This is a genomic window from Shewanella sp. 10N.286.52.A9 (assembly GCF_041468985.1).
GTDB lineage: Bacteria > Pseudomonadota > Gammaproteobacteria > Enterobacterales > Shewanellaceae > Shewanella > Shewanella japonica.
This window is the reverse complement of sequence record NZ_JBFRJQ010000002.1, coordinates 149,119-175,039: the sequence shown is the minus strand read 5'-3', so window position 1 is coordinate 175,039 and position 25,921 is coordinate 149,119. Positions and strand designations below refer to the sequence as shown.

The window sequence follows — 25,921 nt, the reverse complement described above, 5'->3', positions numbered from 1 at the left end:
ACTTCTTATGATTTGGTAATTTAATAAGATCACATCAATATCCTAATATAGATAACAAAAAGAGAACAGGTATGAAGCTAATTCCCCTCGCGGCTGTGATGGTCAGCGTTGCATCAATGATGACAGTAAGCGACGTTATTGCTGACCAAAGTAATGAAGCGTCAGCTCATAAGCAGACAAATGTCAGTATGCATAGTCGTCAAATTGCCATTGATGAAACGGTAGTCACTGAACATAAAACGAAAGTGAATGGTAATAGCTTTTCTTATACTGCAACGGTTGGTACCCAACCTGTGTGGAACGAAAATGGTGATGCGGTCGCAACCTTAAGTTATACCTATTATCAGCGAGATAACGTTAGAAATAACGCCAAACGTCCTTTATTGATCTCATTTAATGGTGGTCCAGGTTCAGCGTCTGTGTGGATGGACATAGGTTACACAGGTCCTCGTGCCATTAACGTTGATGACGAAGGCTATCCTTTGCAGCCTTATGGGGTTAAAACCAACCCATATTCTATTTTAGATGTTGCCGATATCGTGTATGTAAACCCTGTTAATACGGGTTATTCACGGGTGTTACCTAATAAAGATGGCGAGATGCCATCAAAAGATGAACAACAGGAAATGTTTTTTGGGGTTAATGCTGATATTAAGTATTTAGCAGAATGGCTAAATACCTTTGTGAGTCGCAATGAGCGCTGGCGTTCACCTAAATACTTAATCGGTGAAAGTTACGGTACTACACGTGTATCTGGTTTGGCATTGGAGTTACAAGACCGTCAATGGATGTATTTAAATGGCGTCGTGCTGGTTTCACCAACCGATATTGGTATTGAACGCAAAGGCCCTGTAAAAGCCGCTAACCGCCTTCCTTATTTTGCCGCAGCCGCTTGGTATCACAAGGCGTTATCTGCCGATTTACAAAATACAGATTTAACCGAGTTTTTACCTGAGGTTGAGGCATTTACCATTAATGAATACATACCTGCGTTGGCAATGGGTGGTTTTATTGCGCCTGATCATAAGCAAAAAATTGCTGAGAAAGTAGCTTACTTTTCAGGCTTAAGTGTCGATGCTGTATTGAAGTCTAATCTAGATGTCTCAACTCGCTTTTTCTGGAAAGAATTATTACGTGAGCGTGGTCAAACTGTGGGGCGTTTAGATTCTCGTTACTTAGGGATTGATAAGCAAGATATTGGCGATAGTCCAGATTACAATGCTGAGTTAACGTCATGGTTACACTCTTTTACACCAGCAATTAATGCGTACATTCGTGAAGAGTTAAACTATAAAACCGATATTAAGTATTACATGTTAGGTGATGTGCATCCGTGGGATCGCACTAACAACAAAACCGGTGAAAACTTACGTCAAGCAATGGCACAAAACCCGTATTTAAATGTCATGGTACAAGCTGGTTACTATGACGGTGCGACCAACTACTTTGATGCCAAATACACCATGTGGCAACTTGATCCAAGTAGCAAGATGAAAGACCGTTTAAGTTTTAAAGGTTATCGAAGTGGTCATATGATGTACTTACGTTCTGAAGATCTAAAACAGTCAAACCAAGACTTACGTGAATTTATTGAGAACACCATGCCTAAACCAGATATAGCGGCAAAATACTAATAAATCATGTTTCAGTTGCGCAAGCGGCGATTTAAGCTTGACTGGATGACACATAAAATGGGAGCTTCGGCTCCTATTTTGATTAGGAAATCAACCGAGTTGTTGATTGAGTTATTTTGTATTACAAAGCAGAAAGATAATGAGTTGGAGTGGTCAATGAGATTAAGGATGTTATCGGCAGTATCGCTAGGGATTACGTTGTCCATGCCGATGTGGTTACAAGCTAAAACGGTCAATGAAGCAGCGTCAACGGCGAGTGATGTGTTATGTGAAGCTGCCTCGATTACCCCGATTTCTCAGATCCAAGGCACAGGAAGCAGTAGCCCGTTTGTGGTGGAAGGCACAAATGAATCGGTTAATGAATTAACCACTCGAGGCGTAGTAACAGCTCGAGCTGATAGATTATACAAAGGTTTCTTTATTCAAGATCCTCTCGCTGCAGGTTCACCTTTAGCATCAGACGGTATTTTTGTGCATTGGGGAGCGTCTGCACCCGAAGAAATCGTCCCAGGGATGGAAGTCTGTGTCACAGGTAAAGTACAAGAGTATTCAGGCTTTACCCAAATCAATATAGAACAACAGCAAAAATTTACACTCGGTAACCATGTTGGTGAGCTTGCTGCTACGCCTTTATTGGTTCAAGAAGGTCAAAGTTTGGCTCAAGCTCTTGAGCGATTTGAAGGCATGAAAGTTGTGTTAACAACAGCGAGTGATATGAAAGTCACACGTTCATTTAGCCTCGATTATGATTCATACCGTAATAACATGGTGTTGTCACATCAAGCACCATTAATGAAAGCCACCCAGGTTTATTCACCTTTATCCACTGACGCAATCGCATTACACAGTGCCAATCTCAGCAATCAACTTGTGGTTGAATCTGACTATAAAGCTGCGCATGGCGAGGTGCCGTATTTTTCAAATTTTAATGCCGATAACGGTTATATTCGTATCGGAGATACCTTGACCAACATTGAAGGAGTCATTGGCTATAGCTACGATCAATACCGTTTGATGCCAACCAATAGCATCAATGCTAGCGACTTTATTCGTAATCAAGACAGAACGGCGGCACCTACGATTGCAAACCAAGGTGATATTCGGGTCGCCAGTTTTAATGTGCTGAATTTCTTTAATAGCGAATTTGGCGGAGATGCTAACCCATTAGGCCATAACCGAGGGGCAAAAGTTGAGTCAGAAATGCGATTGCAACGGACAAAAATCGTTAATGCAATGGCGGCAATGAATGCAGATATTATTGGTTTAATGGAAGTTGAGAATAATGGCTTTGGTGAATTAAGTGCCATTCAAAACTTAGTCACAGCGCTTAATGCAAAGCTGCCTGCTGAACTTGCTTATCAATTTGTTGAAGTCACTGATAATGGCGGCTTTGTCGGCTCAGATGCTATTGCTGTCGGTATATTATATCGACCTTCTGTGGTGACTTTAGATGGAAAAGCAAAGGTGATACCAACACCTGAACAGCATCTAGAAGAAGGGGTGATTACACGTAGAAATGGCGATGTAAAAGAAACGAACCCTGCATATCATAAATACCAGCGCCATAGCTTAATGCAAGCTTTTATGATTGATGAGCAAAAACTGACAATCGTAGTGAATCACTTTAAATCTAAAGGCTCAGGCTGTGTCGAAGATTGGTTAAGCTTCAATGAAGAATCAGAGCCAGTAGATTTACAAGGCAAGTGTAATGCGTTTCGAGTCTCTGCTGCTAAGGTCATAGGCGAGTCGGTTAAAGACATAGAAGGGGATGTATTGGTTATTGGTGATTTAAATGCCTATGGTAAAGAAGATCCATTAGCAGTGCTAACTGATTATGATGCAGCGCTAAGTGAACGAGTCATTAAAACGGCATCACATACCCGTTTAAATGGCGTTGAGTATGAAGCAGCAGGCCAGGTAATTGATAAAGGCTATGGGTTTATTAATTTAAATACGCAAGCCCATGGCGCAGCGACGTACTCATACAGTTATCGAGGTGAACTAGGCAATTTAGACCACGCCTTAGGTAATGCCAGCTTAGCAGCACGTATGGTAGCCATTGAAGATTGGCATATCAATGCGGTTGAATCTAACTTGTTCGAATACAGCAGTAAATATACCGGAGAGCTAGCCAAGTCTGACAATGTTTACTCTTCATCAGATCATGATCCAGTGCTCATAGCGCTGGCATACCCTCAAGCGGCAGTATCAAAAGTAAAAGTCGGTGAAATTAAACAAGATGCTGGTGGCAGTTTAGGTTACTTGGGTTTATTACTTTTATTGACCTTATGCCTTGGCCGTACGTTTAGGCTTCAAAATGAGTCAGCTCATCACTAATGGCGAGATTGGGTATGGTAGGTTAGTAGAAAAGGAGCCTTAGGCTCCTTTTTTATTGGTTGTTGTCACTTCAAGCCACTGGCTGAGAGTCTATGGCCACTCTGGCTCGTTTGGATGCGGATTTTTGCTGACGCCGATTCCAATATAAATATAAGCCTGTGAAGCCTAGTAGTACTGGCATTAACCCTACAATACACCAAATAATACGAGTAATGAGTCCGCCAAAGTAACCAAAGTGCAGTTTTCTAAAACTGTCTAAAAACACCATTAATAAACCCGCTTCTCGAATATCTTGTTTATGAAGGAGTTTGCCTGTGGTTTTGTCAAAACTGACAGTGCTTGCGTACTCACTATGCAAAGGGTTACTGCTTTGTACTGCGCCATAAAAAGTAATATCTCGTTCGGGTTCATGGGGCATAGCCAAGTAGCCAGCTTGGTAACTGGGTATTTCAGCATGGCTTTTTAGCCGCAATGACTCGAAAGAAATCTCAGGGCTATGAAGTGGAGCAGTGATGTAAACATGGCCGCCATCACCGTGTTCGTTTATTTCATGCAAGATGCCAGCAATGTTCCAGTAGCCACCGGTAAAAGCCATGATGATTAAAATTGGTGAGCTTAAAATGCCGATGAACTTGTGAATATCACTGAATAAAACACGCTTAACGGCTTTAAAGCGCATGGTGAACAACTTTGCCCAAAAACGACGGTATAAAATGATGCCGCTGATCCCTAAAAATAACATGATCAGTGCGGCAGCAAAGCCAACCCAAGCGCCTTTAACATCGAGTAAAAAGGTGTAATGCAATTCGAGCAACCAATCAGTGATGTAGTGTCCCATTGGCTGGGAGACTGACAATAACTCGCCGTTATATTGATTGATATAAATCTTTTCCCATTGTTCAGTGCCGTGCTTAATCAAGTAACCTGCATCTGAACGGTGCTTATCGTCAAATAATTCCCATCCACCGAGCTCGTAACCTGGATTTGCAGCTAGTGTCGTTTGCATTAAGGTATCTAGGCTAACTCGCTCGCTGGTTGTTGTGGCATCAACGACCATGTGTGATGGGCGCAATAGGCTGTCTATTTCGACCTTAAAAACCAAAATGCTGCCAGTTATTGAAATGATCAATAACGGCAGCATCGCAATTAAGGCTCCATAGGAGTGCCATTTAAATAATGTTTTTCTCATAATTGACTCTAATTAGATCAAAAAGGCTTCTTGCTTTACAGCAAGAAGCCCCTACATCAGCTTATAATTTCCAGCTTAATGTCGCGCTATAATTTGTTGGAGCACCATAGAAACCTTGCGCCCAGTATAGGCTCGTTAAGTATTTCTCGTCGGTGATGTTTTTAGCATTAACGCTTAGCTCAATATTTTCGTTAAATTCATAACGAGCCATCAGATCAACAATGGCATACGCATCTTGCGTAGTCACAACTGTTTTCGTTGGTTCTTGGTAGCGGAAAATATCATCCTGCCAGCGCATGTTTGCACCAATTGTTAAGCCTTCTAAGAATGGAATTTCATAAGTGGTGCCTAACTTGAATAATTTTTCAGGAGTGTAATTAGCTACCTGATTCGTTTCGTCGCTAGTACTGATATCAAAGTCAGTGTAGCCAAGACTCACATTTAATCCTGGGTAAACTTCGCCAGCAACATCAAGTTCAAAGCCTTTACTCTCGATGCCATCTGCACCGTAATAACGCTGTTCAGTCGGTGGAAGCTCAGCGGTATCTGGGTCTAGCGTCGCTAAGTTGGTTTGAATGACATTGAAGTAAGCCACAGTGGTGATCAACCTGCCATCAAATAACTCACTTTTTAGCCCTATTTCGCTGCTTTCGCCCGTAACAGGTTTCAAGATGTTGTTATTGATATCTTTTTCTGTTTGAGAGGTGAATGTTTCGGTATAACTCGCATAGGCTGAAAGTTCAGGAATGATATTATAAACTGCGCCAACATAAGGAATGAATTCAGCATCTTCTACAGTTTGATCATTACCATAAGCTTCTCCATCAACCTGCCAGTCATTAAAGCGACCGCCAGCAATCAAGTGGAAACCTTCGAATAAATTAAATCTACCTGTGAAGTAAGCCGCTTTTTGGGTCGCTTCAACATCACTGCCACTCAGGCCGTCAGCAAAAGTTGGTTTAGGAGTATTACCATCCCAGGTGTTGAGATCTGGCATTGCTGGGAAACCATTACCAGTGGTGTAATCATATAAGGATGTGTCGATATAACTTACTTTCGCATAGTTCACACCCACGACCAGCTGATGGTCTCTTCCAAACAGTTCAAAGTCACCATTTAAATATACGTCGACTAAATCATGTTCATCATCAAGATCATACTCACTGCCATAACCAGTTAATCCGAGCTCGGTTTCTTTATCTGGTGTGCCATATACATAGAACAGCTCAGTATCTTCATCGGTGGTGCGGTGTGAGTAGGTTGCACGTAAATGCCAGTCATTATTAAAGTAATGGCTTAGCTCTGCGACAGTATTGTTTTTGACAACTTGCCAATTTGACCAGTCAGCTGAAGTATTGGTTGAGCGATCATAATTGGTTGGGCTGCCATCAGTATAGAAAAGTGGCAAAGCGCCCCAGTTATTGCCTTTAGCATCATTATTTATATAACTGTGGCTAATAGATAATGATGTATTGTCACCCAAGTTGGCTTCGAGAAAGGCATACATAATCGTCTTGTCAGTTTCATATCTGTCTAAATATGAATCTTTGGTTTGCTTGACGGCAACAGCTCTTGCTGCAAAAGTATCATTAATTACGTAAGTGCCATCGGCTTCTATGCGTTTGTTATCCCAGCTTCCGTAACTCGCTCGTAAATTAAGGTTACTTTGTGCCGTAGGGCGTTTACGAATAAAGTTAATGGTGGCAGATGGATTACCGACACCAGTCATTAGGCCATTTGCACCACGGATAACTTCAATACGGTCATAAATCGCAGTATCTTCATCTGCGTGGTTATTACCATTGGTTAGTGGTAAACCGACGCCATCAATTTGAAAGTTGGTGACATCAAAACCACGTGCCGTGTAGTAAGTTCGATCAGTTTCGATACGCTCAACATTAATACCGGTAGCGCTATCTAATGCAGAGTTAATATCATTTAACTGAAAATCCTGTAGCTGCGCGCTTGTGATAACAGAAACGGATTGAGGAATGTCAACAATTGCTAAGTCTAATCGAGAAGCTCCACTTGCTGAGTGAGCGTTATAACCTTCAATATATCGGCCTTTAACTTCAATCACTTCTAGATTGCTCGGCTGATTCTGATTATCAGTTTCATTAATTTCTTCTGCTGATACGCTTTGTAATGCACTTAAAGCGCATAACATGGATAAGTAAATAGGACTTAGTTTCATATTTTCATCATCTTAACTGCTGTGAAAGCACAGTGCTTTTCACTAGAATGGGCAATTGTTATTGCAAATGGAGTATTTGCACCAAATGATAAAGAAAAGTTAACAAAAAATGAATGAAAATCATTATCATTTACAAATAAGCTAAATTGTAAATTTTTTGAAAATTTTTCACTGTTATTTGAGATGGCTTTATGGGCTATTTTCGATAAAGAACAAACCCGTTTGCAGATGATTGTTATAGTGATAAAAGCACATTTGTGGCCAATAATGATCATTCTAAGCTCTCAAAGAGAACCCAATAAATGAATACTGTAAGTCAATCAGTACTTAAAAAGCGTATTGATAGTATTGATATCATGCGTGGTATCGTGATGTTAATCATGTTGTTAGATCATGTCAGGGAGCGATTTTTCTTTCATGAACAAGTGACTGACCCAATGACCTTAGACAGTACCAGTACAGGGTTATTTATCAGTCGATTTGCTGCACATTTTTGTGCACCGACTTTTGTCTTCTTAACTGGTGTGTCAGCTTGGTTATATAGTCATCCTCAGTTTGGGCCAGAGCGCTCAGCAAGGTCTTTTTTAATTAAGCGTGGTCTGTTTATTATTGCCTTAGAATGCACCGTGATTACTTTTCAGTGGATGGGTAATTACGAGATGATTTGGCTACAGGTTATGTGGGCGATTGGTATTAGTATGCTAGCACTCGCATTACTGATTGGCTTACCTCGAGTTTGGCTTGGTGTGATTGGCCTAGTCATCGTATTTGGCCACAACATGTTAACGCCTATACAGTTCTCACCAGGTGAGTGGGGTTACACGTTATGGGCGATATTGCATGATCGCGGTAATATTTTACCTAATGACTTTATTGGAATTAGAGCTAGTTATCCCGTGTTGCCTTGGATAGGCGTGATACTGTTAGGCTATGTTATGGCGCCAATATACAGTGCTTCATTTGAAGATAAACAGCGTCACAAAATCCTTATTCAACTTGGTCTAAGCTGTTTTGTTATTTTCGCTATTTTGCGTGGTTTTAATATTTATGGTGAAACCTTAGATTGGCAGCAAGGTGACAGTATACTGATGACGCTGAAGTCGGTGTTTAATTTAACTAAATACCCACCTTCTTTAGCTTTCTTGCTAGTGACTATTGGCGGCACTTTATTCTGTTTACGTGCACTTGAAAAAGTAAACCCGCGTTACGGTAAAGTCTTGTCTACCTTTGGCTCAGCGCCGATGTTTTTCTATATTGTTCATTTGTATTTATTACTTGCTATGTACCGATTTGCAGTAAATGTAATTGGGCCAAACTATGGTGATTTATATGGATTTACAGACATTAGTTGGGTATGGATTACGACAGTTATTTTAGCGGTATTACTGTATTTTCCCACCAAGTGGTTTAGTCAATATAAACATCAAAGTAAACAGGGTTGGATTAAGTACTTCTAAAGGTCACTGCCAGTAAAAAGGCGCCATTAGGCGCCTTTTTACTCTGCGAAATTCACTTTTAGTCGATTAAGTCGTAATTTTCACGTAAGACCTTAATGATATCGGCTTTAGGGTTTTCAGGAAGCTTAATGCTGCTACCTGTGACTTTTTCAGCAACACCGGTATAGGTACGCGATACATTCATCATCGCTTCAAGTGGTAGATCGTTGTCACGTGCTAATGCTTCACGTTCAGGCATTCTGTCTTTATTTAATAAAATGTCAGCATCATCAAAGTGATTGAGTAAGAACTGACGGAAACCTTCTTTTGAGTTTTCTACAATCTTACCGTCACGGTAAGCAGGACCATCCCAAATACGTGATGAATCAGGCGTACCCACTTCATCCATGTAAATCAGTTTCGAATTACCTTCTTTGTCATCTACGTAACCAAACTCAAACTTGGTATCGACAAACATCTGGTCGTGGCTAGCTAAGGCATCTGAAATTACGTTAAAGCCCTCTTTAAGCAGTTTTTCGTATAAATCGATATCGGATGCCTTTTCAAACCCAAATGCTTCCACATTGGCTTCAATGTCTGCACGACTGATGTTGACATCGTCTTGCTCTGGAACGCCAGGAATACCTGTTAAAATCCCTTTGGTAGAAGGAGTGATTAACAGCTCAGGCAGTTTTTGATCTTTTTCTAAGCCTTCAGGTAAGGTGATGCCGCAAAATTCACGCTCACCTTTTGCATATGCACGCCACATCGAGCCAGTAATGTATTGGCGACAAATTGCTTCAACTTTAATTGGTCGTGCTTTTTGTACTATCCAAACAAATGGATGTGGGATGTCTAGGATATGGCTGTCTGCTAAGCCATGCTCTGCAAACAAGGTAAACCAGTGGTTAGAAATCGCATTCAGTGCTGCGCCTTTACCAGGAATACCTTGCAGGTTACCTTCGCCGTGGAAAATACAATCAAATGCTGAAATGCGATCACTGATCACCATGATGGCTAACGGTGTATCCGCTGGAACATCGTAGCCTTTGTCTTTAATAAGGCGGCGACTATCAGTATCGGTTAGCCAATAAACACTGCGGACCTTGCCACTGTGTACCGGTTTGTCGGTACGAATAGGCAAATCATTGTTAATTGCGAGAACTGAATCAGCAAGACTCATGACCAGTATTCCTTAGAGGTTAAGTGTAGGGAGCTATCCTTTAATAACAGGATATGTCAGTATTTTAATGGCGGCTATTTTACCCTTATTAATCCAGATTTCCATGCTTATAACAGGGCTAAACTCTTAATCCTGTATAGCGAATACTGAGGGGCTTAATATTAGTTTTTAATGCTTTATTCGTTGGTCTGTATCAGGCAAGATATTGCAGCTTATACTCTTTGTTAACATCTGTGAGACATTCTGTGCATCCTACCAAACTCGGTTTATTTTTTGTGTCCATTGCCATCATTTTTTGGGGCATATTACCGATAGCGTTAACACTCTCTGGAAATTTTATCGATCCGGTTACCTTGACTTGGTTTCGATTTTTAGTGGCATTTATCGTGACCTTTTTGGTGATGTGGCATCTAGGGTATTTACGTCAGTTCATGTCACTTTCACGAGGGGATTGGGTTAAGCTCAGTGCCGCCGGCATTTTACTCATGTGTAACTACACTTCGTTTGTGTATTCCTTAGATTATTTATCGCCAGGTACTGCACAACTTAACTTTCAGACTGCGCCATTTTACCTTGCTTTCGGTGGTGCGTTATTTTTTAAGGAGCGTTTAACTGCGGTGCAGTTGAGCTGTTTTGCAACTCTGGCCTTGGGAGTATTACTGTTTTTCCATCCAAGTCTTGATATGTCTGCCAGTGATAATAGTCAAATTGGTTTTGGGGTGTTAATCGTGCAGTTCTCTGTACTTTCTTGGACCAGTTATGCTTTATTGCAAAAGTCGCTGATCGCTAAGTTATCGCCTAATAACGTATTGCTATATATCTATGGTTTGGGTGTTGTCGTGATGGCGCCATTCTGTGATTTCAGCCAATTCTCTAAGATGAACTCATCTGAGTGGTTTATTATTTTATTCTGCGCAGCCAATACATTGATTGCTTACGGTAGCTTTGGACAAGCCATCAAGTATTGGCCCACAGCGCAAGTCAGCGCTATGCTGGCTCTGACACCTGTGTTGAGTTTCATTGCTAATAGTCTGGTGGTAAAGATAAACTTATGGCCCAACACCTTTAGGGCTGATGCCATTGATGCTTGGTCATTGCTTGGGATTATCTTAATTGTCGGCGCTGTTTTTGCCATGCAGATATGGCCTTTATTACAGCAAAAGCGCAAGCAGCCATCAGCTGACAGGTATCGTTAGAAACGATAGTTGATATTGACTGCTGCAAAATTGGCAGTACTTGGCTGATCTTTATATTGCTCAGTGCCACGAATGACTGAAAAGGTTAATCCCCAGTTTTGCCAGTTAAGCATAAATCCTGAATTGATCATTGCTTGTTGGTTCGTCAGCTCGACTGAGTGGCTATCTGTAAAGTTATTGCCATCAAGGGTTATATCGTTAAATACATAACGTCCATACAAGGTCAAAAACAGCTGCCAGCTTAACTCGCTAGCAGGTTTTACTTGGTATCCATTGTTACTTCTTGATGCAGCTTGCGCTACGAAGGCATAACTGTGAGACAGAATGTTACCGATACGAAATGACATACCAGCACCAACATCACTCATTAAATTACCTATTGCCGCATTTCCATGAATAACAGTATCAAACTCGACATTTTCTGAAATTGGGGTGTATGCCCATTGATATAGGCGTTGTGCTTCAACTCTGAATACAGGCTCATTACTTAACTGATTATCCCAGCCCATTGGCTCTTTGGCATCAATGATTTCGTGAACTTGTTTTTGAGTTTGCTCAGCAAGTGAACCTGGCCCGACAAGACCTAAAGTTATACTTAGATTATCGGCGATACCATCACCAAAACTACGTAATGTAGATTGCCATAATAAGGTGCCAGCATATGGCCTGTCTGACTCGATGAGTTCCGCTTGTTGTAGATCATCAGGGGTGTACATGCGCTGGGATACACTATAGCTAATTTGATACTGTCTTGATGCACCATGGTTTAAATAACTGTAACCATAAAGACCTGTGAGCCAAGTGGGCATGTTAAGCTCATCAAAATCATCGACGATTGCCTTACCCCAACTCCACTCTAAACCATTGCTGTAGCCATTATCACTGGTATTAATAAGGCCAAATGCATCATTCTCAAAACTGAACTGTACCCAGTCACCATTTGATGTCGCTAAAACCTGCTGATGTTGATCTGCAGACACAACAATAGGTAAAACACTGCATATTAGTGCAAGTGCGCGAGTAATATGTTTGGCTAGGTATGTGCTTAGTAACATGAAATAAAACTATGTATCGGTAGGTATCAAAATGAGCGAAGGATTATACAGAAAACAGCATAAAAAAATGGAGCCTAAGCTCCATTTTTATTACAGGGTTTCAACAGATTGTTGATACTGTGATCAATTACTCGCTGTCACGTGGTTTACGTGGACGACGGTCGCCACGAGGACGATCATTACGATCACCACGAGAACGGTCATTACGTGGACGACGTGGACGGTCGCTACGTGTAGACTCTGGGAATGGAGTGTCACTTGCTTCTTTGATGTTAAGTGGCTTACCACAAACACGTACTTTACGAAGGTGTGTTAACACATCTTTTGGCATACCGTCTGGTAAGTCAATTGAAGTCACTTGGTCGAATAACTGAATTTGACCAATGAACTGACTGTCGATATTAGCTTCGTTAGCAATTGCACCAACGATGTTACCTACACCAACGCCATTATCACGACCTACTTCAATTACGTAACGACACATTTTAACATCAGGCTTATCTTTTAAGCCTTCTGCACTGCCAAAGCTTGTAGGCATTGGGCGGCCACCACGTGAATCACGACGGCTGTTACGATCTCTGCCACCATCACGATCGCGGTCACGTGAATCGCGTTGACGCTCTTGAATTGGAGGAAGTTGTAAAGGACGTTCAGCCTGAACTTGTTGTAATAATGCCGCAGCAAGTAAATCTGTATCGATTTCAAGCTGTTGACATAATTCAGCTACTGCGTTCTTCATGAAGTCTAAGTCACCATTAATGGTTTCTTGAACTTGCTCGCCTAAACGAGATAAACGACGCTCTGTTACTGTTTCAGGGCTAGGTACTTTCATTGGCGAAATACGGCTGTTCGTTGCACGTTCAATGGTACGTAACATACGCATTTCACGATTAGTAACGAAAAGAATTGCCATACCAGTACGGCCAGCACGACCTGTACGACCAATACGGTGTACATAAGCTTCTGAATCATATGGGATATCGTAGTTTACTACGTGTCCAATACGTTCGACGTCAAGACCACGGGCTGCAACGTCTGTCGCAATAAGAATATCTAGCTTGCCACGTTTTAGCTGGTCAACAGCACGTTCACGTGCTTGTTGGTTCATGTCACCATGTAATGGTGAAGAAGCGTAACCACGAGCTTCTAATTTTTCTGCTAGTTCAACACAGCTATTACGAGTACGTACGAAGATGATAATACCTTCTGTATTTTCAACTTCTAATACACGGACTAATGCTTCAAGCTTGTTGTGTTGAGATACTTGAACAAAACGTTGTTCAATAGATTCAACAGTCGTATGACTTGCTGCAATGCTGATATGAACAGGCTTGTTAAGGTGCTTGTTAGCAACACGCTTGATTTGCTCTGGCATAGTTGCAGAGAAAAGTGCTAATTGGCTTTCAGCTGGCTTGTGCTCAAGTACCCATTCGATATCGTCGATGAAGCCCATTTTTAGCATTTCATCTGCTTCATCAAGTACTAATGCTTTAAGCGCATCAAGTTTCAGTGTGCCACGACGCATGTGGTCCATTACACGACCTGGCGTACCAACAACAACTTGTGGGCCACGACGTAGCGCACTAAGTTGTTGATGCATGCTTTGACCACCGTAAATAGGTAGTACATGGAAGCCTTTCATGTGTTTTGCGTAGCTACCAAATGCTTCAGCAACCTGTACTGCTAACTCACGAGTTGGAGCCAATACTAAGATTTGAGGAGCATTGAGTTTTTGATCGACACTATTAAGTAGTGGTAGTGCGAATGCACCAGTTTTACCAGTACCAGTTTGAGCTTGACCTAAAATATCTTTACCTTCCATTAAAGGATCGATACTAGCAGCTTGAATTGGTGTTGGTTTTTCGTAACCTAAATCGTCAAGGGCACGAAGCAAATTCTCGGATAAACCAAGTTCGCGGAAAGTTCTTTCATCGGATGACATTGAGTTGTAGCCTTGTGGGTATGCACGAAAATAGTCGCATTCGTGCTAAAGTTTCACAGACAGAAAATCAACCCCGTGTCGATTTCCCGCGTCAAAGGGGCAATATTATAGCAAGCTTTAGCCTCTATGACTATATATTTTCAATATAAAACTAAAATTGGCCTGATTATTGAAAAGCAATTTGTTGCTTATCCACTGAGATTAATTCAAAAGCGGTCTCAGTGACGGCGGCTAAAAATCCAATATCAAGTGTTTCAATTGTATCTTCTACCGTGTGGTAATATTTATGGGTAGGAACACCTAAATAAAGCCATGGAATCCCTGCCTTATGAAACGGGTAATGATCCGAAGCTCGTAACCAGTCAATTTTTACCATGCTGCCGTTTTGCATTCTTGAACGACTTTCTCTGACACACAATTGATTATAGTCTTGGAGTTGATATTTAAGCTGATTAAATTCAGTTAAATTTCTCTCGCCTTCTATATAAATGGACTTTGGTCTTGAAGGGTGACCTACCATGTCTAAATTTATCGACATTTCTATCTGCATGCTAGGTTGTGCTGTTAACTGTTCAACCACCGCATAAGAACCATATAAGCCTGACTCTTCAGCGTCGGTTGCTACAACCATTAAGTTAACCTTGTCATCACCATTTGACTGCCAATGCTCGGCGATGGCTAGCATAGCAGCAACGCCTGAAGCATTGTCATCTGCACCAGCAAATACTTTATTGCCTTTTTTGCCAAGGTGGTCGTAATGGGCGGTAATCACTCGCCATCGTTGGCTATCATTTTTGGCTCTAATTGTGCCAATAACATTGATCCCTTCTTTATCAGCGAAGTTTGACCGATATTGAAAGGGGACTAAAAACGAATCTTGCCAAGGGGTAAGTTCGAGTTGTTGAAAGCGTTTGATGAGATATTGCCGAGATTGTTCGGCGCCAAGCGTATTGGTTTTACGTCCTTCAAATTCAGGGCTAGTTAAAATACGTATATCTTCGAGCAGTTGGCTTTTATCTGCCCAAAGACTGATAGGTTGATTGCCGCAGTTTTTAGATGCACAAGCAGTTAGCGACAATAACATCATCAGGCTCAGTAATTTAAGCGCGAAGCGCATACCCTTGTTGATAACAGTATGTGCATTAGCCAGAGGCTTGATTAGAAATTCCATTTCGTTCCCTCTGGCTTATCGTCCGATGTTGCTTGATAGCTTATTTTTTAACAGATTTTTTTATCGTCTTTTTTGCCGCTTTCTTGGGTTTAGCCTCAGTAACTTGTGGCATTTTCTCCAACAGTGGCTGTAAAAAGCGTGCGGTATGCGACTCAGTGTTTTTAGCAACATCTTCAGGCGTACCTGTTACGAGTATTGTCCCGCCGCCTGAACCACCTTCTGGTCCTAAGTCCACAATCCAGTCGGCTGTTTTGATCACATCTAAATTGTGCTCAATAACAACAATAGTATTACCTTTGGCTTTTAGTCTATGTAATACATCAAGTAATAACTGAATATCAGCAAAGTGCAACCCGGTTGTTGGTTCATCAAGAATATACAAGGTTTTACCCGTATCACGCTTAGACAGTTCTTTAGCAAGTTTGACTCGCTGGGCTTCACCGCCTGATAAGGTCGTGGCGCTTTGTCCGAGGCAAATATATGACAAACCGACATCCACTAAGGTTTGCAGTTTACGTGCAATGGCTGGAATAGGGTCAAAGAATACACGTGCTTCTTCGATGGTCATTTGCAGCACTTCGTGGATGTTTTTGCCTTTGTATTTCACGTCTAAGGTTTCACGATTATAGCGTTTGCCTTTACATGAATCACATGGCACATACACGTCAGGTAAAAAGTGCATTTCTACTTTAATGAGACCGTCGCCCTGACAAGCTTCACAGCGTCCACCTTTTACGTTAAATGAGAAACGGCCAGGTTGGTAACCACGGCTACGCGACTCTTGTGTTGCGGCAAATAGCTCACGTATCGGAGTAAAAATGCCCGTATATGTGGCTGGGTTTGAACGAGGTGTTCGGCCAATTGGGCTTTGATCGATATCAACGACCTTGTCGCATTGCTCCATGCCCTTAATACTTTTATGCGGAGCGGGCTCATCAATTGTGGCGCCATTAAGCATGCGGTGAGCAATCTTATAAAAAGTATCGTTAATTAGGGTCGACTTACCAGAACCAGATACCCCAGTTACACAAGTGAATAGCCCGATAGGAATCGTTAAATCGACATTTTTAAGGTTATTACCCGTTGCTCCAGTGAGTTCAATGACCTTTTTCGGGTCTATTGGGGTGCGCTGCTCACTGACATGGATCTGTTTTTTACCCGAAATGTACTGACCTGTGATCGATTCTTCACATTCGATGATATCGTTTAAGCCACCAGAACAAATAACTTCACCACCGTGCACTCCTGCGCCAGGGCCAATATCGATAACATGATCTGCCATGCGAATGGCATCCTCGTCATGCTCAACTACAATCACGGTATTACCTAGATCACGAAGATGGATTAAGGTATTAAGTAAGCGCTCATTATCACGCTGATGCAGGCCAATAGAGGGTTCATCTAATACATACATGACACCAACGAGTCCGGCGCCAATTTGGCTCGCTAACCGGATCCGCTGCGCTTCCCCACCTGATAGTGTGTCTGCTGAACGATCTAAGCTTAAGTAATTTAATCCCACATTGACGAGGAACCCGAGTCGATCACCCACTTCTTTTAAGATTTTTTCGGCAATTTGTGCTTTTTGCCCTGAAAATTCGACACCGTTAAAGTAGGTCATGGCTTCGCCAATAGACCACTGCGTCAATTGAGGTAGTGTTAGTTCGCCAATAAAGACATTACGTGCTTCTTCACGTAAGCGAGAACCACCACAGCTTTTACACGGTTGTGTATTAATGAATTTAGAAAGCTCATCACGAACCGAGTTACTTTCAGTTTCACGGTAGCGGCGGTCCATGTTATTTAAGATGCCTTCAAATGGATGATTTCGGATCACCACATCGCCACGGTCATTAATATATTTAAAGGCAATGCTTTGCTTGCCAGAGCCGTGGAGTACAATTTTCTGCACTTTATCTGTAAGTTGTTGGAACGGTGTTTCAACATCAAACTTATAATGTTCCGCCAGTGAGCTGAGCATTTGAAAATAATAGAAGTTACGTTTGTCCCAGCCGCGTATTGCACCTCCAGCAAGTGATAACTCACCATTGGTGATCACTCTGTCGGCATCAAAATACTGTTGAACCCCTAAGCCATCACAGGTTTGACAAGCGCCAGCTGGGTTATTGAATGAGAAAATACGTGGCTCAAGTTCTGCCATTGAATAGCCACAATGAGGGCAAGCAAAATTTGCTGAAAAGATTATCTCTTCCGTTTCACCAGCCATATCAGCGACCACAGCAATACCACCTGACATTTCAAGGGTGGTTTCAAACGATTCCGCTAAACGTTGTTTAAGATCGTCACGCACTTTGAAGCGATCAACAACAACTTCAATGGTGTGTTTTACATGTAAGTCTAAGGTTGGTGGGTCTGATAAGTCACAAACATCGCCATCAATACGAGCCCGCACATAACCTTGGGCTGCGAGACTCTCTAGGAGTTTTACATGCTCACCTTTACGTGCTTTAACGACAGGCGCCAACAGCATCTGACGACTACCTTCAGGTAACTCAAGGACTTTATCGACCATTTGACTTACTGTTTGTGCGGCTAGGGGCTGACCATGAGTGGGACAGCGAGGTTCACCTACACGGGCAAATAATAATCTTAAGTAGTCATAAATTTCGGTAATCGTACCCACAGTTGAACGTGGATTATGTGAAGTGGATTTTTGTTCAATTGAAATCGCTGGGCTTAACCCTTCAATATGATCAACATCAGGTTTTTCCATCAAACTCAAAAATTGGCGTGCGTATGCTGACAAAGACTCAACATAGCGGCGTTGACCTTCGGCATATAAGGTGTCGAAGGCCAATGAAGATTTGCCTGAACCTGACAGCCCAGTAATGACAATGAGTTTGTCACGGGGAATTTTGAGGTCAAAGTTTTTTAGATTGTGGGTTCGTGCACCGCGAATTTCAATGGTATCCATTCTTCACTCTGATGTTGTTCTCAGGGGCTTGGTAAGAGAGCTACTTCTTTAAGCCGCCGAATTTTAAATGGGTTTAAGCTATTTTTGTCTAAATAGTTTATGTTGGTTTGTCGATTTTATGATGTATTTATACAGTATTTTATACAGTGTTGTATAGGGCTAAGTGCTTAGTTCATTTTCTGCGGTGTCATTCCTATTCGGGATAACCTGAACTGGGATATAAAACACATTATAACCTGTTTGTTTAATCTCATTAGCAAATACGACAATCAGTTGCTGCTTGGTTCATTATTCCTTTTGAGCTAAATTAGGACGCTGTGATAATATGCGCAACTCAAAATTTTTACTGTGACAAAATTAAGGGCAAGTGAATGGCCAAGAATGGACTATCCGGCATAGAGAAAAAAGTCGCTTTTTCGTTAGCCAGCGTGTTTGGTTTACGAATGATGGGCTTGTTTATGATCATGCCTGTGTTTGCGCTTTACGGCCAACACTTAGAAGGATTCTCGCCATTATGGGTCGGTATTGCCATAGGGGCATACGGCTTAACACAAGCTTGTTTGCAAATTCCCATGGGCATGTTGTCTGACAAATATGGCCGAAAGCCTATCATTTTAGGTGGTTTAGTCATTTTTGCTATTGGTAGTATTGTCGCTGCGATGTCTGATCATATTTACGGTGTGGTGCTGGGCCGTGCTTTACAGGGCATGGGAGCCATTGCTGCGGCGGTATTGGCACTCGCTGCCGACCTAACCCGTGATGAACAACGAACCAAAGTCATGGCAATCATTGGGATGTGTATTGGTTTTTCTTTCGCTTTATCTTTACTTGCTGGGCCGATAGTCGCTCAATATGCTGGCCTTGAAGGTTTATTCTTTTTAACTGCCATTTTAGCTGTGTTAGGCATGGTGATTGTGCAGGTCTTAGTACCAAACCCTGTGTCTCAAGCCCCTAAAGGGGATACTGTTGCTACGCCGACCAAGCTTAAACGTATGCTGATGGACCCTCAGTTATTTCGATTAGATGCGGGCATTTTTATTCTTCATTTAGTATTAACAGCGGTGTTTGTCGCATTACCTTTAGATTTAGTTGATGCAGGCTTAGTCAAAGAAAAGCACTGGATGTTGTACTTCCCTGCCTTTGTTGGCGCATTCTTTTTAATGGTGCCTTTGATCATTATTGGCGTTAAGCGCAATAACACTAAAACTATGTTCCAAATCTCATTGCTTATAATGATGCTATCACTCGCTGCTATGGGAATTTATGCTGATAATTTGTGGGTGCTCAGTGGCGCTGTGGTGTTATTTTTTACCGGCTTTAACTATTTAGAGGCATCATTACCTAGCTTAATCGCAAAGTTTTGTCCTATGGGCGATAAAGGTTCTGCGATGGGGGTTTACTCGACCAGTCAATTCTTAGGTGCTTTTTGTGGTGGCATGTTAGGTGGTGGCGCTTATCAATTGGTCGGCGCTTCAGGTGTCTTTTATGTCGCGTTAGCGTTGATGTTTGTGTGGTTATTATTGACCATTGGCATGGAAAAACCAGTGCTTCTTAAAAGCTATACGCTTGAAGCTGAAGCGAAAGATAGAAATCATGCCCAAGATATGGCAACTCAGCTATCACAACTTACAGGGGTTGCTGAGGCAATTGTCGTGATTGAAGAGAAAGCTGCTTATTTAAAAGTAGATGATCAATTCGATTTAAGAGAAGCCCGAGCTGTGTTAGGCTCTGTCAGCTAAGAATTAAATTCGTATTTTTGTGTGATAGTTGATGTGTCAACAGACATAAAAATGGCATAATTGATTCAACAGAATTTGAACATAAATAAATTTAGAACATGGTAAATCGCAGGAGATTTCAATGGCCAGTCGTGGTGTGAATAAAGTAATTTTGGTTGGTAATTTAGGTAAAGATCCTGAAGTTCGTTACATGCCAAACGGTAACGCAGTCGCTAACTTTACTGTAGCAACAAGTGAATCTTGGAAAGACCAGCAAGGTCAGCAACAAGAACGCACTGAATGGCACAACATTGTGATGTACCGTCGACTAGCTGAAGTAGCTGGCGAATACCTGAAAAAAGGTTCTAAAGTTTACTTAGAAGGTAAACTGCAAACCAGCAAGTGGCAGGATCAGACTACGGGTCAAGATCGCTACAAAACCGAAATCAATGCAATGGAAATGCAAATGCTTGATAGCCGTGGCCAAGGCGGTCAGCAAGGTGGTATGAACCAAGGTCAAGGTGGCTATGGTAATGCGCCTCAGCAAAGTGCACCGCAATCTCAAGGCGGATACGGCCAACAGCAGCAATCTCAAGCTGGTTATCAGCAGCCTGCTCAACAGCAAGCAGCTCAAAAGCCTGCTTACACGCCTAAGCCTCAAGCGCCAGCGCAGCAGCAAGGTAGTTACCAGCAGCCTGCTCAACGTCCAGCACCTGTCCAGCAACAAGGCGGTTTCCAACAACCTGCTCAACAACAGCAAGGTGGTTTCCAGCAACAATCTGCTCCAGCACAGCGTCCTGCGCCAACACCACAACCGCAGAACACTACGCCAGATTTAGGCGGTGATTGGGATGACGATATCCCGTTCTAATTCACAGTATTTGTTGGATTAATCGAAGTGATATTTAAAATCCCTGTTATGCAGGGATTTTTTGTTGTTCATTAACAAGTTTGATTGATGATGAGTGTGAAGCACGCTTTGTTGGTATAAAATGAAACATTCATTGGTTTATTTTGACGGATAACAAAGAGTTTAGGATCTGAATAAATGAAAAAAATCCTGTATGTTAGACATGATAAAATTGGTGACTTCACCACGAAGTGGCCCGCACTTAGCATGTTAAAACAGGCAATACCGGACGCAACAATTGACGTATTTGTTGCTCCTGTAGTGAAAAGTTTTGCCGAGGCATGCCCTCATGTGGATAACGTCTTAGTTGATACAGGTGATGATGCGGCTATTGCAGAGCTGATTAAAGAGCAACATTATGATGCAGCTATCGTTTCATTGTCTCAATACCGAGTTTATAAACTACTTAAACCAGCTCGAATTCCTTATGTACTGGTTCCCACGCTAAATTGGTACCAATATCTCTATAAACACAGAACCAACGCACAATATCAAGATGGCATTTCTGTTTGGCGAAGAGGTTGTAATGTTGTTGAGCACTTTCTAAAAGAGCACAATTACCCTATTCCAGAAGTGAAACGACCTTTTTGGGATATGAGCAATAAAAAGCACAAGTGGCAAGAGTATTACAATAAACAGGGTGAAGAAAAGTTGATTTTCGCTCATCCTGGTACAGGTGGCTCGTCGGGCGGGGTGCCTGTTGAGTCATTTTCGAATATGCTTATTGATATTAGTCAGCGTACTGCGTTAGATTGCCGATTTGTGGTCACTTACAGCGGCCAAGAAGAAGTGCTTGCCGACGAAATGGTCGCTATTTTGTCTGAAAAAGGCATTAAGGTTGAAAAAGCCAAACCATTATCGAGCCTGAGCGAATTTGCTGAGTCATTAGTGGCTGCTGATATGTTTATCGCAGGCTCTACCGGGCCTTTGCATTTAGCAGGTCTACACAATGTGCCGACATTAGGGTTTTATGCAGGCAGACGCTCTGCACCGCATATACGTTGGCAGTCGTTATCAGCGGATGATCGCCGATTATCTTATACACCGCCTGTTGGAAAAAGAACGGGTCGCAATATGGCGTTAGTTGATTTTGACAAGGCAGCCACTGAGGCTGTGGCGTTTTTAGATTCATTTTATTCAGACGTTAGCCGTTAAGTTAAGGTTATCAAAACAAGATTTGGTTTAAGCGTGATGTATGTTCACGCCAATACACAGGAATTGAGCTTATGATCGTGGTTACAGGTGCTGCAGGTTTTATCGGTAGTAATTTAGTTAAATCGCTTAATGAAATGGGCCGTACAGATATCATCGCCGTCGATGATCTTACTGATGGCACGCAAATGTTTAATTTAGCCGATTGCGAAATCGCTGATTACTTAGATAAAGACGCCTTTTTAGCCAGCATTAAAGCGGGCGAGTTTGACGGTAAATTAGAAGTGATTTTCCATCAAGGAGCATGTTCATCGACCACTGAGTGGGATGGCAAGTTTATGATGCAAAACAACTATGAATACTCAAAAGTATTACTGCATTATAGCCAAGCAAATAATGTGCAATTTATCTATGCATCATCGGCATCTGTGTACGGTGGTAGTGACACTTTTGTTGAGAAGCGCGAAGTTGAAAAACCGCTAAATGTGTATGCTTACTCTAAGTTCTTGTTTGACCAATACGTCCGTCAACAAGACACAACTGCCCAAGTTGCAGGTCTTCGTTATTTTAACGTTTACGGTCCTAGAGAGCAGCATAAAGGCGGCATGGCGAGTGTAGCATTCCACTTTAATAACCAAATCAAAGCGAACGGCGTTTGTCGTTTATTTGCCGGTGTGGATGGCTATGAAGATGGTCAGCAACTACGTGATTTCGTGTTTGTTGAAGACGTCGTTAAAGTGAACATTTGGTTATGGCAGAACAAGTCAGTGTCTGGTGTGTTTAACTGCGGAACAGGTGAAGCGCAAAGCTTTAATGATGTAGCAAATGCCGTTATTCAGTACCATGGTAAAGGCGACATTGAATACATTCCTTTCCCTGATAAATTAAAGGGTGCTTACCAGAGCTATACTCAAGCAGATTTAACCTTGCTTCGTTCAGTGGGTTGTGACCATGTCTTCAAAACGGTTGAGCAAGCAGTGCCTGAGTATTTAGATTGGCTAAAAGACCAACATTTTATCGGTCAGTAATCATAGATTGATGGCAAATCTATAAAGCCTTGATGAGTCAATCATCAAGGCTTTTTTATTGGCAAAACCCTAATGCTATTGACTAACCATGCCTTTAAGCACGATATCGTCATAAGTCACAAAGCCAATAATGTTGCTGTTTTCAACCACAGGTGCTTTATTGATTTGGAATTGATCAAATAGCCTAGCGGTATAACGGATATCCATATCTGCACTGACAGCCATCACCGGCTTAATCATGATTTCATATACGTTAACTCGCTCCGGTGACTTATTTGTTGCGAGGACTTTTCTGGCAATATCGCTGAGCAATAGCATGCCATATTCATCATGCTCATTACGCTTGTTGACGACCAAAATAGAGACATTCTGTTCCACCGCGATGGCAATGGCTTCACTAATGGTCAGCATACCGTCAATCATAGCGTATTGATTCATCAATACATCTCGATTTTTAATAGGCGTTGTCGGCTTCATATTTGATCCTTAATATCATTGGTGAGTTTTTCAACTTGATGAGCAACACCAACGGCATCTTCAACATCAATTTGAATCGCAATACCTTGGCCTGGGTTAGTGTTAAACCCGCCCACCTCGCATATTGTCTCTAAAATATGGCGACTCATATGCTCTTCTACTAGCCATAAAATCACATCACGCTGAACATCTAAGCCTAAGCCCATGAAGGTTTTCTTTTTCTTTAGCCCTTCACCTCTAGCATGGTTGATAACTGTGGCGCCAGTAGCGCCAGCTTCTCGGGCGGCATCAAGTACAGTGTCTGTCGTGATGTCGTCAACAAAAGCGATAATTAACTTAAATCGCATTTATTACTCCTTAATGGAATGATTATTTTTTATTGTTGAAGTTGGCACTGCTGAACTAGGAAGTGCCTCTGATATATCTGCTGGAACGGCTGCATTTTTTTCATTGAGCTCAGTTTCATCAATTGCTTGGGATTTTCGTTTATCTAGCCAGGCTACAAGTTGGGCATAGCTCATTACAGCAATAATGGGGAACAAACTGGCAAAAGCGATAAGCCCAAAGCCATCAATAAGTGGATTACGTCCTTCAACATTTGAGGCTAAACCTAAACCTAATGCTGCGACCAGGGGCACGGTAACAGTTGAAGTGGTGACGCCACCTGAATCATACGCGAGTGGGATGATGGATTTAGGTGCGTAGAAGGTTTGGATCACTACCACCACATAACCTGCCATGATGTAATAATGGATTGGGTCACCAACGACGATGCGAAAACAGCCTAGCGAGATGCCGAAAGCCACGCCAATTGCCACCGAAATACGTAACCCTTGAGTGCTAATCGTGCCACCTGACACTTCGTTCGCTTTAATAGCGACTGCAATCAATGAGGGTTCGGCAATGGTGGTGCTGAATCCAATAGCGGCAGCAAAGACATACACCCATAAATAGTCTTGCCAGATGTAAGGCCCAGCAGAACCATCAGGGTGCAAAATTTCTGGTGAGGTTAACTGATTTGCAAGATTTTCACCGATTGGGAACAGCGCCAGTTCGAGTCCGACTAAGAAAAAGCTTAACCCGAAGGTGACATAAACAAACCCAAGCACCACCGTTTTCCAGTTAGCTATAGGACGTTTAAGTACACCTAATTGGAATCCAAATAGAATGATGGCTATCGGGATCACATCTCGCATTGTGAGCAGCAAGGTTTCTAATAACTGATAAAGCCACGTCATTTGGCCTCCTTGGCAAATTGTACCTGCTCATTAAGTAAAGTAATGCCTTTATTGCACATCATTGTCATAACACCATGCCGTAAAGTAAGACAAAAATTACCGGCGTTAAACTTGCAAAAGCAATGAGTCCAAAGCCATCTAACATTGGGTTTCGGCCTTTAATCACAGTGGCTAAGCCCACGCCTAATGCCGTCACTAATGGCACTGTAATCGTTGACGTGGTCACGCCACCCGAGTCATAAGCGATGCCGATGATATTTTCTGGGGCGAAGCTTGTGAGGATCATGACAATAATGTAGCCACCGATGATCAAGTAATGAATTGGCCAGCCTTTAACAATCCTGATTACTCCAAGCAAGATGGCTAAGCCAACGGAGACTGCCACCGTTAATCTCAGTCCCATCGCATAACTGTCCATTGCTGCTTCTGTGGCGGCAATGGCGCCACCTTCTGCTGCGACTTCAGCCGCTTCAGCTGCCACAGCGGTCAGCGCGGGTTCTGCTAGGGTCGTGCCAAAGCCGAGTGAGAAAGAAAAAATGACTAACCAGAATGTGCTACCTTTGCGAGCAAGGGCATGAGCTAAGGACTCACCGATTGGAAATAGGCCCATTTCCAATCCGAACACAAAAAAAGTCAGTCCTAAAACGATAAAGATGACACCGACAAGGATAGAAAAAAGGTTATCAGGAGCTTGTTGGAGGATAAAAATTTCAAAAAAACTCACCACTAAAATAATGGGGACTAAATCTCGAAAACTGCCGAGCATAGATTGTAATAACTTAACTAATCCGCTCATTCCACCTCCTGTGAAAGTTAATAATGACAATCGCTTAAGCGTAATTCCTCGCGTATAGGGAAAAGAAAACGCCTTATTGGAATGGTCTAACTTATGTATTCAGTTTGCCAAGGTTACACATTGAGGCAACAGAAATTTAACAAAAGTTGCAATAGTTTTGAGCTAGATCAATTTGTCTTTGAAAATGTGCGCTAGGTGAATCGAACCGAGGGTATTTGCAATAAACAATCAAACCTAAAAGGTGCTAATTGTGGGCGGGGGGAGTCGTTCAGTGCAAGGCATGTATAACTAGGGCGTGTATAACTAGGGTATTGTAAAGCTTAGGCATTT

General features: G+C 42.1%; 19 protein-coding genes. 8 read left to right on the top strand and 11 right to left on the bottom strand.

Going from position 1 to position 25,921, the window contains the following annotated elements:
• Nucleotides 1-71 precede the first annotated feature (71 nt).
• Both AB4128_RS01790 and AB4128_RS01785 read left to right on the top strand, forming a co-directional pair.
• Nucleotides 72-1,634: a S10 family peptidase gene (locus AB4128_RS01790; protein ID WP_372036541.1), complete on the top strand. Its 1,563-nt coding sequence runs from the start codon at nucleotides 72-74 to the stop codon at nucleotides 1,632-1,634.
• Between the two features lie 156 nt (nucleotides 1,635-1,790).
• Nucleotides 1,791-3,971, top strand: coding sequence for an ExeM/NucH family extracellular endonuclease (locus AB4128_RS01785; RefSeq protein ID WP_372036539.1), 2,181 nt, complete (start codon nucleotides 1,791-1,793; stop codon nucleotides 3,969-3,971).
• A gap of 70 nt (nucleotides 3,972-4,041) precedes the next feature.
• Here the strand turns inward: AB4128_RS01785 and AB4128_RS01780 are convergent, their stop codons facing one another.
• Complete coding sequence (locus AB4128_RS01780; RefSeq protein ID WP_372036537.1) at nucleotides 4,042-5,160, bottom strand: PepSY-associated TM helix domain-containing protein; 1,119 nt, start codon at nucleotides 5,158-5,160, stop codon at nucleotides 4,042-4,044.
• A 61-nt stretch (nucleotides 5,161-5,221) separates the two neighbouring features.
• The gene (locus tag AB4128_RS01775) at nucleotides 5,222-7,354 is read right to left on the bottom strand and encodes a TonB-dependent siderophore receptor (RefSeq protein WP_055022886.1); all 2,133 of its coding nucleotides are present in this window, start codon (nucleotides 7,352-7,354) and stop codon (nucleotides 5,222-5,224) included.
• 302 nt (nucleotides 7,355-7,656) lie between these two features.
• On the opposite strand from AB4128_RS01775, the gene AB4128_RS01770 reads away from it, so the two are divergent.
• Nucleotides 7,657-8,811, top strand: coding sequence for a DUF1624 domain-containing protein (locus AB4128_RS01770; RefSeq protein ID WP_372036534.1), 1,155 nt, complete (start codon nucleotides 7,657-7,659; stop codon nucleotides 8,809-8,811).
• A gap of 58 nt (nucleotides 8,812-8,869) precedes the next feature.
• Here AB4128_RS01770 and AB4128_RS01765 read toward each other — a convergent pair whose 3' ends face one another.
• Nucleotides 8,870-9,973 (bottom strand): phosphoribosylaminoimidazolesuccinocarboxamide synthase, encoded by a 1,104-nt coding sequence (locus AB4128_RS01765; RefSeq protein ID WP_119967787.1) that lies wholly within the window; start codon nucleotides 9,971-9,973, stop codon nucleotides 8,870-8,872.
• 245 nt (nucleotides 9,974-10,218) lie between these two features.
• Between AB4128_RS01765 and AB4128_RS01760 the strand changes: the two genes are divergently transcribed.
• Nucleotides 10,219-11,169 carry a DMT family transporter gene (locus AB4128_RS01760; protein WP_372036532.1) on the top strand — a complete coding sequence of 317 codons (951 nt, stop codon included), beginning with the start codon at nucleotides 10,219-10,221 and terminating at the stop codon, nucleotides 11,167-11,169.
• Here the strand turns inward: AB4128_RS01760 and AB4128_RS01755 are convergent.
• The 4 genes from AB4128_RS01755 to uvrA form a co-directional block, all read right to left on the bottom strand.
• The gene (locus AB4128_RS01755) at nucleotides 11,166-12,224 is read right to left on the bottom strand and encodes a lipid A deacylase LpxR family protein (RefSeq protein ID WP_372036531.1); all 1,059 of its coding nucleotides are present in this window, start codon (nucleotides 12,222-12,224) and stop codon (nucleotides 11,166-11,168) included. The two genes, AB4128_RS01760 and AB4128_RS01755, sit on opposite strands and share 4 nt — an antisense overlap.
• 127 nt (nucleotides 12,225-12,351) lie before the next feature.
• Nucleotides 12,352-14,166 (bottom strand): DEAD/DEAH box helicase, encoded by a 1,815-nt coding sequence (locus AB4128_RS01750; RefSeq protein ID WP_055022881.1) that lies wholly within the window; start codon nucleotides 14,164-14,166, stop codon nucleotides 12,352-12,354.
• Between the two features lie 166 nt (nucleotides 14,167-14,332).
• Entirely contained in the window at nucleotides 14,333-15,337 is a 1,005-nt protein-coding gene (locus AB4128_RS01745; protein ID WP_372036530.1) for a M20/M25/M40 family metallo-hydrolase, read from the bottom strand.
• A gap of 40 nt (nucleotides 15,338-15,377) precedes the next feature.
• A complete protein-coding gene (gene uvrA, locus AB4128_RS01740) occupies nucleotides 15,378-18,272 on the bottom strand; it encodes an excinuclease ABC subunit UvrA (protein WP_211030730.1) in 2,895 nt (964 codons plus the stop codon).
• A gap of 371 nt (nucleotides 18,273-18,643) precedes the next feature.
• Here uvrA and AB4128_RS01735 point away from each other — a divergent pair, with 371 nt between their 5' ends.
• The 4 genes from AB4128_RS01735 (at nucleotide 18,644) to rfaD (ending at nucleotide 23,080) form a co-directional block, all read left to right on the top strand.
• Nucleotides 18,644-20,011: an MFS transporter gene (locus AB4128_RS01735; protein ID WP_065109659.1), complete on the top strand. Its 1,368-nt coding sequence runs from the start codon at nucleotides 18,644-18,646 to the stop codon at nucleotides 20,009-20,011.
• 121 nt (nucleotides 20,012-20,132) lie between these two features.
• Nucleotides 20,133-20,861: a single-stranded DNA-binding protein gene (gene ssb, locus AB4128_RS01730; RefSeq protein WP_372036527.1), complete on the top strand. Its 729-nt coding sequence runs from the start codon at nucleotides 20,133-20,135 to the stop codon at nucleotides 20,859-20,861.
• 177 nt (nucleotides 20,862-21,038) lie between these two features.
• A complete protein-coding gene (locus AB4128_RS01725; RefSeq protein ID WP_372036525.1) occupies nucleotides 21,039-22,055 on the top strand; it encodes a glycosyltransferase family 9 protein in 1,017 nt (338 codons plus the stop codon).
• Between the two features lie 71 nt (nucleotides 22,056-22,126).
• Entirely contained in the window at nucleotides 22,127-23,080 is a 954-nt protein-coding gene (rfaD, locus tag AB4128_RS01720; RefSeq protein ID WP_055022875.1) for an ADP-glyceromanno-heptose 6-epimerase, read from the top strand.
• Nucleotides 23,081-23,155: 75 nt separating this feature from the next.
• Here the strand turns inward: rfaD and AB4128_RS01715 are convergent, their stop codons facing one another.
• The 4 genes from AB4128_RS01715 to AB4128_RS01700 form a co-directional block, all read right to left on the bottom strand.
• Nucleotides 23,156-23,557, bottom strand: coding sequence for a CBS domain-containing protein (locus AB4128_RS01715; RefSeq protein ID WP_055022874.1), 402 nt, complete (start codon nucleotides 23,555-23,557; stop codon nucleotides 23,156-23,158).
• The gene (locus tag AB4128_RS01710; protein ID WP_055022873.1) at nucleotides 23,554-23,904 is read right to left on the bottom strand and encodes a P-II family nitrogen regulator; all 351 of its coding nucleotides are present in this window, start codon (nucleotides 23,902-23,904) and stop codon (nucleotides 23,554-23,556) included. The genes AB4128_RS01715 and AB4128_RS01710 overlap by 4 nt, the downstream gene beginning before the upstream one ends.
• A gap of 3 nt (nucleotides 23,905-23,907) precedes the next feature.
• Complete coding sequence (locus AB4128_RS01705) at nucleotides 23,908-24,795, bottom strand: DUF1538 domain-containing protein (RefSeq protein ID WP_080914766.1); 888 nt, start codon at nucleotides 24,793-24,795, stop codon at nucleotides 23,908-23,910.
• A gap of 64 nt (nucleotides 24,796-24,859) precedes the next feature.
• Nucleotides 24,860-25,591 (bottom strand): DUF1538 domain-containing protein, encoded by a 732-nt coding sequence (locus AB4128_RS01700; protein WP_055022872.1) that lies wholly within the window; start codon nucleotides 25,589-25,591, stop codon nucleotides 24,860-24,862.
• Between the last annotated feature and the right edge of the window lie 330 nt (nucleotides 25,592-25,921).

Bases quoted from the DNA above. Each gene is read 5' to 3' on its own strand.
- AB4128_RS01790 (WP_372036541.1), top strand. From the start codon at position 72: ATGAAGCTAATTCCCCTCGCGGCTGTGATGGTCAGCGTTGCATCAATG.
- AB4128_RS01785 (WP_372036539.1), top strand. From the start codon at position 1,791: ATGAGATTAAGGATGTTATCGGCAGTATCGCTAGGGATTACGTTGTCC.
- AB4128_RS01780 (WP_372036537.1), bottom strand. From the start codon at position 5,160: ATGAGAAAAACATTATTTAAATGGCACTCCTATGGAGCCTTAATTGCG.
- AB4128_RS01775 (WP_055022886.1), bottom strand. From the start codon at position 7,354: ATGAAACTAAGTCCTATTTACTTATCCATGTTATGCGCTTTAAGTGCA.
- AB4128_RS01770 (WP_372036534.1), top strand. From the start codon at position 7,657: ATGAATACTGTAAGTCAATCAGTACTTAAAAAGCGTATTGATAGTATT.
- AB4128_RS01765 (WP_119967787.1), bottom strand. From the start codon at position 9,973: ATGAGTCTTGCTGATTCAGTTCTCGCAATTAACAATGATTTGCCTATT.
- AB4128_RS01755 (WP_372036531.1), bottom strand. From the start codon at position 12,224: ATGTTACTAAGCACATACCTAGCCAAACATATTACTCGCGCACTTGCA.
- AB4128_RS01750 (WP_055022881.1), bottom strand. From the start codon at position 14,166: ATGTCATCCGATGAAAGAACTTTCCGCGAACTTGGTTTATCCGAGAAT.
- AB4128_RS01745 (WP_372036530.1), bottom strand. From the start codon at position 15,337: ATGGAATTTCTAATCAAGCCTCTGGCTAATGCACATACTGTTATCAAC.
- uvrA (WP_211030730.1), bottom strand. From the start codon at position 18,272: ATGGATACCATTGAAATTCGCGGTGCACGAACCCACAATCTAAAAAAC.
- AB4128_RS01735 (WP_065109659.1), top strand. From the start codon at position 18,644: ATGGCCAAGAATGGACTATCCGGCATAGAGAAAAAAGTCGCTTTTTCG.
- ssb (WP_372036527.1), top strand. From the start codon at position 20,133: ATGGCCAGTCGTGGTGTGAATAAAGTAATTTTGGTTGGTAATTTAGGT.
- AB4128_RS01725 (WP_372036525.1), top strand. From the start codon at position 21,039: ATGAAAAAAATCCTGTATGTTAGACATGATAAAATTGGTGACTTCACC.
- rfaD (WP_055022875.1), top strand. From the start codon at position 22,127: ATGATCGTGGTTACAGGTGCTGCAGGTTTTATCGGTAGTAATTTAGTT.
- AB4128_RS01715 (WP_055022874.1), bottom strand. From the start codon at position 23,557: ATGAAGCCGACAACGCCTATTAAAAATCGAGATGTATTGATGAATCAA.
- AB4128_RS01710 (WP_055022873.1), bottom strand. From the start codon at position 23,904: ATGCGATTTAAGTTAATTATCGCTTTTGTTGACGACATCACGACAGAC.
- AB4128_RS01705 (WP_080914766.1), bottom strand. From the start codon at position 24,795: ATGACGTGGCTTTATCAGTTATTAGAAACCTTGCTGCTCACAATGCGA.
- AB4128_RS01700 (WP_055022872.1), bottom strand. From the start codon at position 25,591: ATGAGCGGATTAGTTAAGTTATTACAATCTATGCTCGGCAGTTTTCGA.